The 16517-nt window shown below is 65.5% G+C and carries 13 protein-coding genes and 1 pseudogene; 4 read left to right on the top strand and 10 right to left on the bottom strand.

Annotated elements, in window-relative coordinates; all coding sequences use genetic code 11:
• Nucleotides 1-72: 72 nt before the first annotated feature.
• The 4 genes from E3N85_RS09260 to manA form a co-directional block, all read right to left on the bottom strand.
• Nucleotides 73-384 (bottom strand): WhiB family transcriptional regulator, encoded by a 312-nt coding sequence (locus E3N85_RS09260; RefSeq protein ID WP_134462510.1) that lies wholly within the window; start codon nt 382-384, stop codon nt 73-75.
• A 223-nt stretch (nt 385-607) separates the two neighbouring features.
• Nucleotides 608-1573 carry a UDP-glucose 4-epimerase GalE gene (gene galE / locus E3N85_RS09255; RefSeq protein ID WP_134462556.1) on the bottom strand — a complete coding sequence of 322 codons (966 nt, stop codon included), beginning with the start codon at nt 1571-1573 and terminating at the stop codon, nt 608-610.
• Between the two features lie 79 nt (nt 1574-1652).
• Nucleotides 1653-2693 carry an aromatic acid exporter family protein gene (locus E3N85_RS09250; protein ID WP_166783916.1) on the bottom strand — a complete coding sequence of 347 codons (1041 nt, stop codon included), beginning with the start codon at nt 2691-2693 and terminating at the stop codon, nt 1653-1655.
• 196 nt (nt 2694-2889) lie between these two features.
• Nucleotides 2890-4155, bottom strand: a complete 1266-nt coding sequence (gene manA / locus E3N85_RS09245) for a mannose-6-phosphate isomerase, class I (RefSeq protein WP_134462504.1) — start codon at nt 4153-4155, stop codon at nt 2890-2892.
• Nucleotides 4156-4279: 124 nt separating this feature from the next.
• Between manA and E3N85_RS09240 the strand changes: the two genes are divergently transcribed.
• The 4 genes from E3N85_RS09240 to E3N85_RS09225 all read left to right on the top strand — a co-directional run bounded on the left by E3N85_RS09240 (nt 4280) and on the right by E3N85_RS09225 (nt 10092).
• Complete coding sequence (locus E3N85_RS09240) at nt 4280-5458, top strand: acyl-CoA dehydrogenase family protein (protein ID WP_134462501.1); 1179 nt, start codon at nt 4280-4282, stop codon at nt 5456-5458.
• Between the two features lie 90 nt (nt 5459-5548).
• Nucleotides 5549-7015 carry an NAD(P)/FAD-dependent oxidoreductase gene (locus E3N85_RS09235; protein WP_134462498.1) on the top strand — a complete coding sequence of 489 codons (1467 nt, stop codon included), beginning with the start codon at nt 5549-5551 and terminating at the stop codon, nt 7013-7015.
• Nucleotides 7016-7322: 307 nt separating this feature from the next.
• Nucleotides 7323-8786, top strand: a complete 1464-nt coding sequence (locus E3N85_RS09230; protein ID WP_134462495.1) for an O-antigen ligase — start codon at nt 7323-7325, stop codon at nt 8784-8786.
• 22 nt (nt 8787-8808) lie between these two features.
• Entirely contained in the window at nt 8809-10092 is a 1284-nt protein-coding gene (locus E3N85_RS09225; RefSeq protein ID WP_134462492.1) for an O-antigen ligase, read from the top strand.
• A 197-nt stretch (nt 10093-10289) separates the two neighbouring features.
• Here E3N85_RS09225 and E3N85_RS09220 read toward each other — a convergent pair whose 3' ends face one another.
• The 6 genes and pseudogenes from E3N85_RS09220 to E3N85_RS09195 all read right to left on the bottom strand — a co-directional run bounded on the left by E3N85_RS09220 (nt 10290) and on the right by E3N85_RS09195 (nt 16490).
• Entirely contained in the window at nt 10290-11111 is an 822-nt protein-coding gene (locus E3N85_RS09220) for a hypothetical protein (RefSeq protein ID WP_134462489.1), read from the bottom strand.
• 252 nt (nt 11112-11363) lie between these two features.
• Nucleotides 11364-12116: pseudogene (locus tag E3N85_RS09215) on the bottom strand (ABC transporter ATP-binding protein); the annotation flags it as partial.
• On the bottom strand, nt 12116-13066 hold the full coding sequence (locus tag E3N85_RS09210) for an ABC transporter permease (protein ID WP_134462484.1): 951 nt from the start codon (nt 13064-13066) through the stop codon (nt 12116-12118). The pseudogene E3N85_RS09215 and the gene E3N85_RS09210, both read right to left, overlap by 1 nt.
• Entirely contained in the window at nt 13059-14645 is a 1587-nt protein-coding gene (locus E3N85_RS09205) for a glycosyltransferase (protein ID WP_166783915.1), read from the bottom strand. The genes E3N85_RS09210 and E3N85_RS09205 overlap by 8 nt, the downstream gene beginning before the upstream one ends.
• On the bottom strand, nt 14638-16161 hold the full coding sequence (locus E3N85_RS09200; RefSeq protein ID WP_134462479.1) for a glycosyltransferase: 1524 nt from the start codon (nt 16159-16161) through the stop codon (nt 14638-14640). The genes E3N85_RS09205 and E3N85_RS09200 overlap by 8 nt, the downstream gene beginning before the upstream one ends.
• Nucleotides 16158-16490, bottom strand: coding sequence for a hypothetical protein (locus E3N85_RS09195; protein WP_134462476.1), 333 nt, complete (start codon nt 16488-16490; stop codon nt 16158-16160). Before E3N85_RS09195 ends, E3N85_RS09200 begins: the two co-directional genes overlap by 4 nt.
• Nucleotides 16491-16517: the final 27 nt, after the last annotated feature.

The following is a 16517-nucleotide window of genomic DNA, read 5'->3' as shown; positions in this document are numbered from 1 at the left end:
GGGCACTGAACCGAGAGGGCGCGCCTCAAATATTGGGCCGCACGAGCCAGCGGATGCCAGCGGAATGAACGGCTACGCGCGCTTGCGCAGTTTGCGGCGTTCGCGCTCGGAGAGGCCGCCCCAGATGCCGAATCGTTCGTCGTTACTGAGCGCGTATTCGAGGCACTCGCCGCGCACCTCGCAGCCGGAGCAAATCTTCTTGGCGTCGCGGGTGGAGCCGCCCTTCTCGGGAAAGAAGGCCTCGGGATCGGTCTGCGCGCACAGCGAGTCGGCCTGCCAGGCTAGAAGGTTCTCGTCGCCGAGATCTTGTCGTACGCCCGGAACACCGAGGGCGACGGGGTCAACGAACCAGTCTTCTGGTACTCCGGAACGATAGTCGAGCATGGCCACATCGTCTCCCCGCGCTCACTCCGCACCGAATAGTGCTGTGCCTAATTACACCGGTGTAATTCGCTAACGTCAAGTCGCAGATCTTAAACCCTCAATACAGGCTGGAGGGTTGCGACGCGCCCAAGGTGTCGAAGTCGGGCATGCGGGCGGTACCCGACCTGCGCGGCAACGTTGCGAACGTAGCACGATCGGCGCCGTCAACGGCGTGTCGTCGCCCTCAGAGGGCGGCGGCGCGCGATGAGTCCCAGGCGCTCTGCACCATCTGCTCGAGGGTGTGGCGCATGCTCCAGCGCAGGTCGCGAGCCGCGAGCGCGCCCGAGGCCACGATGCGATCGGGGTCCCCGGCGCGGCGCGAACCGATCTGAGGAGTGAAGTCGATACCGGTGACCCGGCGCACGGTCGCCATGATCTCGCCGACCGAGACGCCCTCGCCGCTCCCGAGGTTGTAGACCGCCTCGATACCGTCGCCGGCGTCGAGGCGTCGGGCCGCGGCGACGTGCGAGAGCGCAAGATCAGCCACGTGAATGTAGTCGCGCACGCAGGTGCCGTCGGGTGTGGCATAGTCGTCGCCGTTGATGCGCGGGGTGCGCCCCTCGATCAATGCGGCGAAGACCAGGGGGAAGAGGTTGTGCGGGCTGGTGTCACTCAGGGTGAGGTCGCCAGAGCCGACGACGTTGAAATAGCGCAGAGAGGTGTGCCGCAGCCCGGTTGCGATGGCCTGATCACGCAACAGCCATTCGCCGATCAGTTTGGATTCGCCGTAGGGCGATTCGGGGCTCTTCGCGGTCGCCTCGGTCACCAGGTCGGTATGCGGGGTGCCGTAGACAGCGGCGCTCGATGAGAACACGATGCGATCGATTGCGGCCGCGCTCATTGCAGCGAGCAGCGTGGCCGTGGCGGTGACGTTTTGTTCGTAGGTGTGCAGCGGACGCTGCACCGAAACGCCGGCGTACTTGAAGCCGGCCACGTGCACGACTCCATGCACGTGGTGTTCGTGGAAGGTGTGCAGCAGCAGGTCGCCGTCGAGCACGTCGCCGCGCACGAAGGGCACACTGGTGGGAACGAAGGACTCGTGACCGCTCGACAGGTTGTCGAGCACGACCACGTCGAGTCCTTCCGCTTGAAACGCTCGCACCACGTGAGAGCCGATGTACCCCGCTCCGCCGGTTACCAACCACGCCATCATGCCCCACTCGTTCGCGCGGCACCGCTCTAGTACCGACAATTCAGGGTAGTGGCATCGCGCAACCGCCATGCGCGCCTTATCTGTTCCGTCTTGGTGCTGGCGCGGAGCCCTGTTCGGTTCCCGGTCGAAGGGCCATCAGAATTCGTTGGAGGTCGATCACGATAGCGGCCGTGGGGCTCAAAGACCCCGCCCCCACATCTATTTCCTGCTGCATCGCGCGCAGGACCGACTCCACCGCCACGCCGGCCTGATCGAGGAACTGGGGTTGGCGTGGGTCGTCGACGCCGACGCTGATCGCTTCGGCAACCGCGTGGAGGGCTGCACTGAGAATGGGACGCAGCTCGTGCGGCAACTCGAGCGGGATCGGCTTGCCCCACACCATGCCAGCCAGCACCTCGGTGAGGTTTCGGATGTGGAACGTGACGTTTTCCAGCGCGAGGAGGGCGTCGTAGTCCGCATCCAGGTTTGCCCGATTGAACCACGCGCGCGGGTTGCCCTTGCGACTCTCATCCGCCGTCTGCACGGCCGTTCGTACTCGACGCGCCGCCGCATTGAGCGCCTCGCCCTGCGTGGCCCATTCATCGTGCGCCGGCGGCCAACGCTCCACCAAGGCTTCGCCTATCTCGGTGACGTGCGTCGCCAGATTTTTCCGAAATCCCGACAGTCGTTCACGCGCGGGACGAATAGCGAGGGGCGGCACGATCAGCAGATTGACGGCTAGTCCCACGACGATTCCGAGACAGATTTGGGTTGCGTAGCCAATCGAATAGCCGTCGGCGTCTGGACCGCCGATGATCAGCACGAACAGAGCGGTGATGGGCACGTACTCGCCGCCCACTCCCATCCATTTCATACCACCGATCAGGGTGCCCAGGCCCACAGCGAACGAGAGGGTCCACACCGTGGGTTCGCTCACGATGAGCACGATCCCGGCCAGAACGATGCCGATGAGGACCCCGGCCAGGATCTGGACGCCGCTGCGGAGCGATCGCATCAGCGTGGGGTGCATGCTCAGCAGCGCGCCCAGCGGAGCGTAGTACGGAAAATCCTTGGCGGTACCGGGCATGAGCGGAGCGAGCGACCAGGCGATCGCCACGGCGATAGAAATCTTGGCCACCTGAAGCGCCCGCGTACTCATCAGACCGCGTTTGACCCAGTCCAGGGAGCGCCTGCCTGACAGTGCACCGGTGCGTGGCATTGTTTCTGGTTCCCATCGGCTCAGGATGCCTTCCCGCATCATCTCCGACTGGAGGCTAGGCGTGGAGGCTGGTGAGGTTCTGCGAAGCCTGCCGCCGAGCCGGGCGACGCGAGCGTCACCGGCCCGTGGTCGCCAGAAACACCTCGCCGGTTCCTGCGAAAGTCAGGGTGCCCTCTTCGGGAGTGATGTACACGGACTGCCCACGTTTGAGCGGCCGCGACGACAGGCCCCCGGCCACCAGGAACCCGCCCGCCGTGCAGATGGCGATGGCCGGACCGGTCAGGGTGATCTGTCGCATCGGAACGGGCGTCGCAGTCACTGCGTCGGCATCCGCTGCAATGTGCACGAGCTCGAAGTCGGGCACGCCGGGGCGATACCGCGAGACCCCGGGCGCGTCCACGACCGGTGCGAGGTACGGTGCCGACACCGGCGTGAAATCGAGCACTGCGAGCAGCTCTTCGATGTCGATGTGCTTGGGCGTCAGTCCGCCGCGCAGCACGTTGTCGGAGGCGGCCATGAGCTCAACGCCGAGCCCCGACAAATACGCGTGGATGTTGCCGGGTGGCAGGTAGATGACCTCACCGCGTCGCAGGGAGACCCGGTTCAGCAGCAGGGCGAGTACGATTCCCGGGTCGCCGGGATACTCGGTGGCGAGCAACCGCACCGTGGCCAGTTCGCGCGCGTACCCGATAACGGCTCCCCCGCTGGCCAGGAACTCGGCGTGCTCGGCGAGTTCGACGACCCGTTCGACCAACCATTTCACCTCGCCCGAGTCGCCGCCGCGGCCGTCGCGCAGCAGCCAGTCGACGGTGCCGCGCAGCCCCTGAGCGAGATGGTTCTCGAGCGAGTCGATGGCGGCGGCCTGAGGGTTCTCGGTTGCGAGGTCGAGCAGGCGCAGCTCGGCGATGATTCCGCGCACCTCGGCGAGCGGGCGAAATCCACACAGCGCTTCGAAGGTATCACTGAGCGCAAAGATGAGCTCGGGCTTGTGGAACGGGTCGCGGTAATTGCGGTTGCCGGCGTCGACGGCAATTCCGGCGTCGTTTTCCAGCTCGAATCCGGCGCGGGCCTGCTCGCTCGTCGGGTGGGCCTGCAGCGACAACGGGCGGCCGGCGGCCAGGATCTTCAGCAGGAAGGGCAGGCGCGGGGCCGCACTGTCGGCGCCGAGCGCCACCGCGGGCGAAGCTTTGATCCACTCGACGAGATTCGCGGCCCCGCCGACGAGCGCTGCATCCTCGATCACCGATGGCGAACCGGCGTGGGCCCCGAGCCACAGCTCGGCCTCGGGTTCACCGGACGGCGCCTGGCCGAGCAGGTCGGCGATGGCGTGCGTGGATCCCCAGGCGTAATTGCGCGGGGTATTGGTGATGCCCACAAACATGGTTGGCTCCTTCTTGCGCTGTTTAGACCAAACTACCAACCAAGTTGAGGCGCCCAGCCGCGAACCCTAGGCTAGCGGCCAGTCTCGGTCGCGTGTCGGCCGCCCTTTTTGCAACGGAGCATCCATGACCTTTGAGCTACTCGGCAGCGACTTCTTCGGCTATGAAAACCTGCTCACCGCGCCCGAGCAGGCGGCCATTGTCCGGGTGCGCGCCTATCTCGAAAAAGAGGTGCGGCCCATCGCGAACGGATACTGGGACCGCGCCGAATTTCCCACCCAGATCATCAAGCCGCTCGCGGAGCTCGGCGTGTACTCCTTCGGCTGGGACGAAACCAGGCAGTTCGAGAATTCGGCGGTGTTCCGCGGATTCCTGGCACTGGAGCTTGCGCGAGTGGACGCATCCGTCGCCACGTTTGTCGGCGTGCAGAACGGCCTGTCGGCCGGGTCGCTCGCGGCCACTGGCTCGGCCGAGCAACGCGCCGAATGGATTCCGCGCCTCGCCTCTGGCGAGATTGTGGGAGCGTTCGGCCTGACCGAGCCGCTCTCCGGCTCCGACGCCGCGCAGGGACTCCGCACCACTGCCACCCGCAGCGGCGAGCGCTGGACCCTGAACGGTGCCAAGCGATGGATCGGCAACGCCACCTTCAGCGACGTGACCATCATCTGGGCCAAGGACACCGCCGACAACCAGGTGAAGGGCTTCATCGTTCCCACCGACACCGCCGGCTACTCAGCCACCAAGATCGAGGGCAAGATCAGCCTGCGCGCCGTGCAGAACGCCGATATCACCCTGACCAACGTGGTCGTTCCTGAAAGCCTGCGCCTGCAGAACGCCAATTCGTTCAAGGACACCGCCAAGGTGCTCCGGGCAACGCGCGCCGAGGTGTCGTGGGCGGCCGTCGGCAATGCTATCGGCGCCTACGACGCGGCCGTGGCCTACGCGGCGTCCCGCCAACAGTTCGGCAAGGCCATCGGCGGTCACCAGCTCGTGCAGGATCTGCTGGTCAAGAGCCTCGGCAACATCACCGCGAGCCTCGGCATGGTCGTGCGGGTGTCGCAGCTGCACGACGAAGGCGTTCAGCGCGACGAGCACTCCGCGCTGACCAAGGCCTACACGACCAGTCGCATGCGGGAGAGCGTGGCGTGGTGCCGCGAGCTGTTCGGCGGCAACGGAGTCACCCTCGAGTACAACGTGGCCCGGCACTTCGCCGACGCCGAGGCCATCTACTCCTATGAGGGCACGCAGGAGATGAACACCCTCATCGTGGGCCGCACCATCACCGGCCAGGCCGCCTTCGTTTGAGCGGATGCCAGCAGCCCCGAATCCACCCGCAGGAGTGGGCCCGGGATACGGTATCGGAATGAGAGCTCATCAGCGCGACCCGGTCGCAGCGTGACGACCGACCAGAACTTCGACGCCATCGTCGTAGGATCGGGCCCGAACGGCCTCGCGGCCGCTGTCACCCTCGCCCGCGCCGGGCTCGCCGTGCGCGTGTACGAGCGCAACCCTGCCATCGGCGGCGGCGGCGCCACCGCCGAACTCACCCTGCCCGGGTTTCACCACGACGTCGGTTCCGCCGTGCACCCGCTCGCGCTCGCCTCCGAATTCTTCCAGCGATTCGGCCTCGCCGACCGCATCGACCTGCGAGTTCCGGAGATCTCCTATGGGCATCCACTGCCCGGCGGGCGCGCCGGCGTGGCCTGGCACGATATCGAGCGCACCGCGGCCGGCCTCGGCCGCGACGGCCCGGCCTGGCTGCGACTGCTCCAGCCCCTCGTCGAGAACGTCAAGGCCATCGCCGATCTGACCGGGGATGCATTGCTGCACGTGCCGCGGCATCCGCTCATGCTGGCCCGGTTCGGGCTGCGCACCTTCGAGCAGGGCAGCCCGGCCTGGAATTGGCGTTTTAGCGGCGAGACCGCGCCGGCGTTGCTGACCGGAACGTTCGCACACGCGATCGGACGGCTGCCGAGCCCCTCAACCGCCGGCGCCGGACTCACCCTCGCTGTGCACGCGCATGCCGGGGGCTGGCCGATTCCGATCGGCGGAAGCGGCGCAATCACGGCGGCCCTCGCCGAGGACCTGCTCGCGCACGGCGGCGAGATCGTCACGAGTACCACCATTACAAGCCTGACGCAGTTGCCGCCGGCGCGCATCGTGCTGCTCGACCTGACGCCGCGCGCCCTCGTCGACCTCGCCGATGGCGCTTTGCCCGCACGCTACGCCCGGACCCTCAGCCGGTTTCGCTACGGCAACGCGGTTGCCAAGGTGGACTTCGCGCTCTCCGACCCGGTGCCGTGGGCGGCCACCGACCTGCGGCAAGCGCCCACCCTGCATGTGGGCGGCACGCGCGCCGACCAGGCGCGCGCCGAAAACGCGGTCGCCCACGGCCGGCATTCCGACTCCCCCTACGTGCTTGCCGCGCAGCCGAGCATCCTCGATCCCACCCGCGCTCCGGCCGGCCAGCACGTGCTCTGGGCCTACACGCACGTGCCGGCCGGCTCCACCCACGACCAGACCGAGCAGATCACCCGGCAGATCGAACGATTCGCCCCGGGATTTCGCGACACGATTCTCGCCTCGGTCGGCCAGAGCGCCGCGCAGATGCAGAACCACAATCCCAACCATATCGGCGGCGATATCGCGGCCGGAGCGATCAGCCTGGTGCAGCTTGTGCGCCGTCCTGTGTTGTCGGGCGACCCGTGGCGCACCCCGCTCGCCGGGGTCTACCTCTGCTCGTCGTCGACCGCACCCGGCCCTGGCGTCCATGGGATGTGCGGCTATCGCGCTGCCCTGAGCGCCCTCCGCCACGAGTACAACATCAAGGACCCGCCCGACCTGAGCCCCGCCATTCCCTAACCCGCCGCAAGTTACCGCTGAGAAGACCGCCATGGCTGTGAACGACCGAGCATTCGCCTGCACCGCGGAGCAGGTTTTCACGGTGCTCGCACACGTCTGGCGCTACCCCACCGGGGTCGTCGGCGCGCGCCGCGCCACACCATGTTCAGGGCGCGATCTCCTACCGCAACACGGAGACCCTGTGCCGCCTCGCCCACCTGGCCGAGGTCCACGCCGACCAGCCTGCACCCTTCCCGCAGCAACGGTGCGACAAACCAATTGCTCACTCCCGCGAAACCGGCGCGAACAACACCGGTAATCTGAAGCCATGTCCGCCGTGCAGAGTCGCCTCGTCATTCGACTCTTCGCGACCTTCGTCTGGTTCAGCGTTCTGGCCGGCCAGTTCTGGCGGAACCTCGGCGGCTGGTGGGGTTTCGGCGCCGTCGCCGTACTCGTGGTCGTCGGCAGCGTGATCGGTCTCAGCACCCAGCGCACCAGGGCTCGCGACAGCGCAGCCCGGGCCGCCGCAGGCGTGAACGCAGTCGCCGGGGCATCGGTGGCGGCACGCTTCACGCCTCTAGCCTCCGTCGCTTTAGACAGCACCCCCTCCGATCGGATCGCCCGCGCCCGGACGGATACCGCAGCCCAGCCCTCCGCCCTCAACTGGCGCAAGTTTCCCAAGACCGTCACCGCGTTCCTGCTGCTGGCCACCCTGTCGATTGCATGGTCGTTTTACCCGGGGGCATCCGCTCTCGGAATCACCCTGCAGCTCATCACCACCCTCGCCGCCCTGTTCCTGGCCGTCACCCTCACCTGGCCGGAACTGCTGCGCTCCCTGGCCGGGGCCCTACGCTGGGTGCTGGCCCTCTCGCTCGTGTTCGAGCTGTTCGTGGCCGTCGTCATTCAGCACGCCGTGCTGCCGTTCTTCGTCGACTACGGCACGAGCGACGTGCCGAACGCGTTCTACTGGTCCCGGGATCTGATGCTGACCGGCGGGCCCATCGAAGGCATCGTCGCGAACCGCAACCTGCTCGGATTCGTGGCCCTGCTCGCCATCATCGTCTTCACCGTGCAGCTGTGCGCCCACAGCGTCAAGCGCAACGCCGGTGTGGTCTGGCTGGCGCTGGCCGTGGGAATGCTGCTGCTCACCCGCTCCGCCACGGTCACCGTGTCGCTCGTCGCGGTCGTCGCCGCCCTGATCTTCGCGCTCTGGGCCAGACGGGTGCACGATCAGCACCGGCGGCCGTTGTATGTCGTGGCGGCGGCATCCGTTCTGGCGGTGGGAGCAGCCCTCGCGCTGTTCTCGTCGCAGCTGTTCGGGCTACTCGGCCGCAGCGACGACCTCACCGGCCGCTTCGATATTTGGTCCAGCGTCATCCGCCTCGCCCTCGAACGCCCGGTGTTCGGCTGGGGCTGGGTGAGCTATTGGGTGCCATGGGTCGAACCGTTCAACGACCTCGCCGTGCGCAAGGGCGTCACCTACCTGCAGGCACACAACGCCTGGCTCGACGTCTGGTTGCAGCTCGGCATCGTCGGAGTGGTCGTGTTCGCCGCGCTGGTCGGCTCGACCCTGTGGCGGGCCTGGTTTCTCGCCGTAGACAGGCCCCGTCTCGGCGTGCACGACACCGAACCGTTCGCCGTGTCGGCCCTGCTTCCGCTGCTGCTGCTCACCGCGCTGATCGCGCAGAGCATCGCTGAGAGTCGCCTGCTGATCGAGAGCGGCTGGGTGATTCTCGTCGTGCTGGCCGTCGTCACCAAGCGCCAGCAGCACGCGCCCCGGCCGATGCCGTAGGCCCGGGGCGGTAAATTAGAGGATGCCCACCCTGCCCGATGCCCTGCGGCGCGTGCTGGCGTCGCCGAAATTCGCGGCCGCGCTCACGCTCGCCATCCTGGCGACCACCTTCAGCACCCACCTGCTGCGCAGCGTCATGGGCTGGCCCGGTCTCATCGGCATTCTCGGCGGCCTCGTCGTGCTGGCCGTGCTCTCGCTCATCGCCCGCCGCCCGATCGTGGAGTGGCACGGCCTGCTCCCCATCTCCATCATCGTGTTCGTGGCCTGGTGCGCGCTTTCCGGCGTGTGGAGCGGCTACGTCTCCGAGACCATCATCGGCGTCGGGTACCAGATCACCGTCGGGTTCCTCGCCATCTACGTGGCCCTCGTGCGCGACACCTTTCAGGTGGTGCGCGCCACCGGCGATGTGCTGCGGGTGCTGCTCGGGCTCTCCATCGTGCTGGAGGTGCTGGCGGGGCTGCTGCTCGACCTGCCCATCGCCTTTCTCGGTGTCATCGGCAACATCGACCAGCTTGGCCCCATTCAGGGCGTCTTCGGCTCGCGCAACGTCCTCGGACTGATCGCCCTCATCGCCATCGTCACCTTCTACGTCGAGTTGCGGGCCCGGTCCATTCCGCGCGGCCTCGGCGTCGGCTCGATGTGGCTGGCCGGCATCTGCCTGGTGCTCACCCGCTCCCCGGTCATCGTCGTCGTCGCTATCTGCGTCACCGTCGCCGCGCTCGCCCTCTATCGTTTGCGCCGCACCCCCGTCGACGGCCGATGGATGCTGCAGCTCGGCCTCCTCAGCGCGGCTCTCATCGCAGCAGGCGCGGCCTGGCTCGGTCGCATGCCCATCATCGGAGCGCTCAACGCCGGCAGCGAGTTCGAGGTTCGGTACTCGCTCTGGAGCGAAATGTGGCGGCTGGTGGAGCTGCATCCGCTCGAGGGCTGGGGCTGGGCCGGATTCTGGCCGCAGGACGTCACCCCCTATGGCTGGCTTGAATTCACCACCGGGCGCCTGCACACCACCGGCCTCAATGCCTACCTCGACGTGTACTTTCAGGCGGGGCTGATCGGCTTTCTCGCCTTTCTCGCGCTCGTGGGCTTAGCCTTCGTGCGCTCCTGGCTGCTCGCTTCGAACAAGCGCTCGCTGGTCTACGTCTGGGCGCCGCTCATACTCGTGACCCTGCTCGTGACCAGCGCGGCCGAGAGCACCATTCTGTTCGAGTTCGGCTGGCTGCTGCTCGTGATCTGTTCGGTCAAGGCCGCGCAAGGCCTGAGCTGGCGCAGCGCCCTGCCGCACAAGCCACACCCCGACGCGCCGTAGCACCGCAGTGTCAGCTGGCTTCCGGCCCGCGCTTATGCCTGCAATCGCACGTCGAGCGCGTTCCTGCTGGCCAGCGTGGTCCTCTGAGCGACCACATCTACCCTTCCACCGGCTATGCGGAGAAGCGTGGGACTGCGCGTTCAACGATGCCGATAAGCAGCGCCTGCACATCATCCGCGGTTCCAATCAGAGTTTGCTCAGCACTGAGCTGAACCCAATTGCCAAGCGATGACGGTATCCAGAGTGCAGAACCCGGAATATACATGGCACCCGAACGTGGCCCGATCGGCACCGACAACGGATACGGCCTGGACTGTGTCATCAGCCATCATGAAGACAGAAGATCGGTCATAAGCCCACACCCCGCCCGGCAGCGCGGTGATGTAAAGCGGCCACGTCTGACCCGTGCTCTCGGGAACCCACATGCATCGGTCAACCCCGACAATCGTCCAGGCGGCATTGTCGATGCCCCACCCGTCGCCGTCGCTGCCATCGCTGATTAAAATTTCCTCAGCCGTGCCGAACTCGGACCGAAATTCGTCTGCGGTGGCGTAAATCGAACAGTCAGCGGGCAGTACGACGGTCGAAGCCGGCGCAACCCACAACTCGTCGGGGGCTGGAGCGTTCCGTACCGTGCTGACAATGTCAGCGATCAGCGGGGCCACATGTTCGCCTACCGCATCATTGCTCAGACTCGGATTCACATCTATTCCCCGCGCGATGACTTCGATCCAGCTCTCGACGACGAGAATGTTCACCCAGCAGGCTGATTCCGCACCACGACCTGAGCAGGAAACGTGCGAAGCCTCGCCGTAGGTCGACGCAGCCCCTGATACGACTTCCGCAGTCCTTTCCGCGTACGTCGCCCACTGGGTGCTTGCCTCGGGCAGCACCTGAACACTCACAGAACTCTGTGCGGCGCCATCGCCGCTGGCCAGGCACGAGACGCCGCCGAGCTGACTCACGGCATACCCTAACGGCGTCGCCGACTGCGGTCTCACCATCAGGTCCGTCGTCACGGTTGTTCTGTTCAGTACGCTGGCCACCAAACCTGCGGGCAGTACGTCAGCGCAGGCAAGGCACTCCGGCTGGCGAACGGGCCCCAGTATTTGAAGCGCTGAAGCCCGCTCGGCATCATCCGATGGAGAATAGGTGTCCGAGCATGGGAGAAAAGACGTCCCGGCCCCCGCGGGCTGGTCATCCGACCGAGCGCGGCGTTAGGAAATCAGTGGATCGAGCTCCCAGCGCTGCTGGCGTTACTGCCCGAAGGAGTCTCGCAGTGCCGCAATTCCCTCTTGCGTGCCACCGTCGAAGACGACCTTTCCGTGGGAGAGCACAACGACACGATCGCAGAGGTCCTCCACCTGTGCCGCCGAGTGTGACACGAACACGATGGTGCGACCTTCGGCCTGAAACTCCCGAATTTTTGCCATGCACTTCTCCTGAAATGGCTCGTCACCAACCGACAGCACCTCATCGACGAGGAGGATGTCGGGGTCGACGTGCACGGCAATCGCAAATGCGAGCCGCACATACATTCCGGAGGAGTAGAACTTCACCTGGGTGTCGATGAAATCTCCAATTTCGGAGAAGTCGACGATGGAATCAAAGTAGTCGGCCGTTTGCTTCTGGCTCAGACCGAGAATGGACCCGTTCAGGAATACGTTTTCGCGGCCGGTCAAGTCCGGGTGAAAGCCAGCGCCCAATTCGAGGAGAGCGGCGAGACGTCCACGACGTTCGACGCTGCCGTCATTGGGCTGGATGATGCCGCCGATCACCTTCAGCAGGGTGCTCTTACCCGAGCCGTTGGCTCCGACCAGACCCACGCTCGACCCGGCGGTGATCTCGAACCCGACATCGCGCAGCGCCCAGAAGTCTTCCTTGTGGCGCTTGGAGCGGCCGAAGTTCACGATTCGTTCCTTCAGCGACTTGTCCTTGCGGATAACGAAGCGCTTCGAGACATCCTTGGTACGGATGACCACGGGTGCGTTGGTGATACTCGGTCGGCTGGATACGTGCGGCATTAGATCTCCTGCGCAAAGTTGCCTTGAAGCTTCTGGAAAACGCGCTGGCACACGATCAACAGGATGAAACCAACGATGGTCACGATCAGCAAACGCAGATCAAGGTCGGCGGGCCAGGGCTGGGGGGCGATTACAGCATCCCCGATTGTTCGAGTTTCCGAGCCGGCCAGCCACATTCCCTTCTGAAACGCGAGGACCGCGCTGGACACGGGATTGAGCAAGTACAAAGATGCAATCCAGGAATGACTGACCACCACCGCAGAATTAACGACGTACGACCACGCATAGACGATCGGTGACGCCCAGAACAACAACAACATGGCAACTTCGACGAGGTATTGGATGTCGCGCAGGTACACATTGAGCGCCGATAGAAGAATCGCGAAGGCAATTCCGTAGATCAACACGATCAGGATGGCCACGGGCACGTAGAGCAGGTTCCACGACAGGGGGAATTGACCCAGCACGACCGTGGCAGCAACGAGCACGATCATTTGAATAGCAAAGTTGAAAATCGCCGATCCGGCGGCCGCCAGCGGGAAGATCTCCCGCGGCAGGTACACCTTTTTGATCAGTCCGGCGTTGCCGATGATCGACATGGTGCCCGACGACACGATCTCGCTATACAGGCCCCAGATCGTAAGACCGGCGAACACGAAGATGGCGAAATCGGGGATGCCGCGCGCTGCCTGGAGAAACTGTCCGATGGCTACGTAGTAGATCAGGAGCATCGTCAGCGGCTTGATCAAACTCCAGAGAAAGCCCAGGCTGCTGTCCTTGTAGCGCGCCTTGAGCTCGCGACGAATCAGGAGGTCGAGAAGCTCGCGGTGCGCCAATACCTCCTTGATCGAACCCCAAAACCCCCCCATGACGCCGCCGCCGGCGGATATCGATGTCTGAAACGGGAGGGTCGACAATCTGTCGGCACGCTCTTGGGCTTTGCTAGTCATTGTGCTCCGAGTGGTTCATGGACGCCTGTCCAACGATCGAGTCTATGTGGAAGTAGTCCCACAGCTCGGACGCGTACTCGTCCCAGCCTTTGTTCTCGCGCAGTTCCGCTTCAGCACGGAGGGAGGCATTCACGTTGTCATTGAACATGACCGTCGCGAGGCCGTCGGCCAGTGCAACATCGTTTCTCGGATCAACTAGAATCGCTCCTCCCTGTTCACAAATTTCTTTCATGCTCCCAAAATCTGAGGTGACGACCGGGGTGCCGACCGCGAGCGATTCGGCGACCGGTAGCCCAAATCCCTCATTGAGGGACGGGAAAACCGTCGCCCGCGCGAGCCGGTAGCCGCCCCAGAGAAGCGCGTCAGAAATGGCCGAGATGCTCTGCACCGGTCGGCCGAGCTCTTGCATCTGCTTCAGCTGGACGGTGAACTGCCGCCCGCCCCACGCATTGCCACCTACGAACGACAGGCAGAACTGGTGGCCCTCCCGCCAGAGCATCTCTGCGGCGCTCAGCACCGCGAGGTGGTTCTTGCGCGGTTCGTGGCTGCCCACGCACAGCAGAAGGGGAAGGTCGTCGATGACGAGTGCCTCACGTGCCGTCGCCAATTCGGCGTCTGAGACCGTGCCGGCATCGGCCGCGAGGAGGATGGGTTCGATCGCGGGGCCGGTCATCCCCGCGCCACTGAGCATCCGTCGCCAGCCGCGGTACTCGATGGCTGCAGCCATGGAGATGGTGGCGACCCGATCGAACCGGGCGATGGCGGCGAGGTTCTTCGCGAAGGCCCCACCCATCCCGATCGCGGTGGTCTCCGCAGACATGAGCGGAACGCAGTCGAACCCGATGGCATAGGTCGTGTTGCCGGAGAACTCGGCCAGTGCCGAGATGCGCGTCGTGCGTTCCGCCTCGATGGCAAGTTCGGGCAGGATGTACGTCGATTTCCACGGGATGGTCACTTCACCCGACTGGGGATGGTCGGCCTGCGGGTGACTGCCGTAGATGGCGTTGGCGCGTTCACTGGTCGAGAGCTCGCGCAGACCGCCGTAGGTCGAACCCCAGCCCACGAGCACGAGTTCGTGGGACTGCACCCATTGCGCGATCGTCCTGCGCACGACGCGCTGAATTCCCGTTGCCAGGCCGGTGCGCGCGGTGTGGTGCACGTCGACCACGGTCGCATTGATGACCACCCGCACCGGACGCACGTGCCCGGCCGCGAGCACGCCGCGACGCACCGGTGAGCGCATGGCACGCCGTAGGGCGGCTTCAGCACCATCAAGCCGGATCTGACGGATGGTGTCGATCACGCGATCCCGGTTGGGGAATTCCGCACGCAGCACGGCCAGGGCCAGCCAGACACGATCGGCACTCGGCACGAGGAAGTGGTGAGACACCCGGGCCACGAGGTCTGATTCCAGCGCAACGGCCCCCTCGTCGGGGTCGAGGGCGCGGAGCAGAATGCGCAGTCGATCGTTCGTGGACTGCTCGGATGCGAGGGGGTTGGTCAGCGCCCGCCTCGATCCCGGCTTCTTGACTCCTGTTTCCTGGGTGCCCGGATGACGGGCCAGGGCCGGCTCAGACATGACGCTCATTTCTCAATGGCTCGATGAGCTGTTCCCACAGCTCATCGGCGTAATCGTCCCAGTTGCGCACGGTGCGGGCGCCGATCTCACGTTGCAGCGCCGCGAGGACCTCGTCGTCGGTGAGCAGCGTGCGCATCGCGTCAATGATCGCGTCGTCGTCGCGCGGATCCACGGCGAGGCACCCGCCGTCGGCCGCGATCTCCGCGGTACTGCCGTAGTTGCTTGTGAGCACCGGCGTGGCCAGCGCGATGGACTCGGCCACCGGGAGTCCGTACCCCTCGTGCAGCGACGGGAAGAGGGAAAAGCGGGCTTCCCGGTAGGAGGCAAGGAGGACGGCGTCGTTCACGCCGCGGAGTACCTCGACTTGGCGGCCCGCCCGCTGCAGCTGGCGCACGCGCTTGTCGAAGTCACGCGTGTAGATCACACTTCCACCGCCGATGAAGCGCAGGCGAAAATCGATGCCCTCGCGCCACAGTACCTCGGAGGCGAACAACACGGCGAGATGGTTCTTGCGCGGCTCCTGGCTGCCGATGCAGATCACGAGCGGCGAATCTGCTGAGACCTGGTCCCGGCCCGTGTCGCCATCGGGCGAATCCACGGGCAGGCTGACTTCCACCGTGGTGGGGCCGGACAAGCCCTGCGCCGGAAGCGCGGCGACGAAGCCGGCGAACTCCTCCGTGGCGGCGGCGCTGATTCCCACGACGCGCTTTGCGTACTTGAGGATGGTGAGATACCGCACAAACCGTTCGGTCTCGAGCGAGTCGAGGCTATCGGCGCTCACCACCGGAATGGTGTCGTAGCCGATGAGTCCCACCCGGTTGCCCGAGTACTGCGCGAGGGCGGCGAGCGCGTTACAGAGCACAGCCTGCGGCACCTCGGGCAGGATCACCTCTGAATTGAAGGGAATGATGACCTGGTAGTCCGGCGGGTCGACCGGTGAGTGGTCGGGTTCGGGCTCCGTGTAGGTGTTCCATTCCACGACCCGGCTGCGCTCGAGTGGCGTCATGGTGCGCATGGCACCGCCCCCGGCGGTCCAGGCAACGAGCGTCATGTCCCGGTTGCGCGTCCAGCGCGACATGGTCTGGCGCACCACCCGCTGGATCCCGGTGTTATGCCGGTGGTTGGCGCAGAAGTCGACATCGATGACGGTGCCGGCGGAAATCACCGCTATGCCCTTATCGAGGTCGTCGAAGCGGGCAGCGGCATCGAAGCACGCCTGGAGGAACGCGGAAGAGGCGTGACGTTCGTCGGCCAGAGCCACCGCTCGCCGCGTCATCTGCAGCTGGTCCGGATTGGGGTACGCCGCAGTCACTCCGGCGATGAGCAGCCAAAATAGGTCGTCACCCCTTCGTTCACGTGCGACAGCGATGAGTCGGGCGAGCAGCGGGCCGTTTCCCCGAGACACGAGAGCATCGATCTCTTCCGGCGCATCGAAGAAGTACGGAGCCACTGCGGTCAGACGGCCGAGAAGGGCGGCACTGAGATCGGGAGACGAGCGAGAATTCCGCGGGCTCAACGCCGGCGCCCCAGATACCGTCGTTTGAGATCGGCCACGGCCAGCTGTGAGAATCGGCTGGGGCCCAGCTCCACGGCCTTGATCTGAACTTTTCGGACGAAACGCAGGGGCTTGGTCACCCGCCAGGACAGGGTGTTGTACATATCCCCGAGCACCCGGGACTCCGTACCGACAACCTCGAGCCAAGAGGCCAGGCTTTCGTTCTCGCGGGCGTCCAGCTCCGCCTGGAGCCGGTCCCGCTCCGCTTCGACCGCAGCCAGACGCGCCGAGAGGGATGGTTGCTGTGGTTCATTTGCGGCGGAAAGGCCGGACGCATCGCTTTCAGGCATTAACACATCGTACGGCAGCTTTCGTGA

The sequence above is a fragment of the Cryobacterium sp. Hz9 genome (assembly GCF_004402825.1).
GTDB lineage: Bacteria > Actinomycetota > Actinomycetes > Actinomycetales > Microbacteriaceae > Cryobacterium > Cryobacterium gelidum.
The sequence above is the reverse complement of the archived record's forward strand: the minus strand, read 5'-3'. Positions and strand labels throughout refer to the sequence as shown.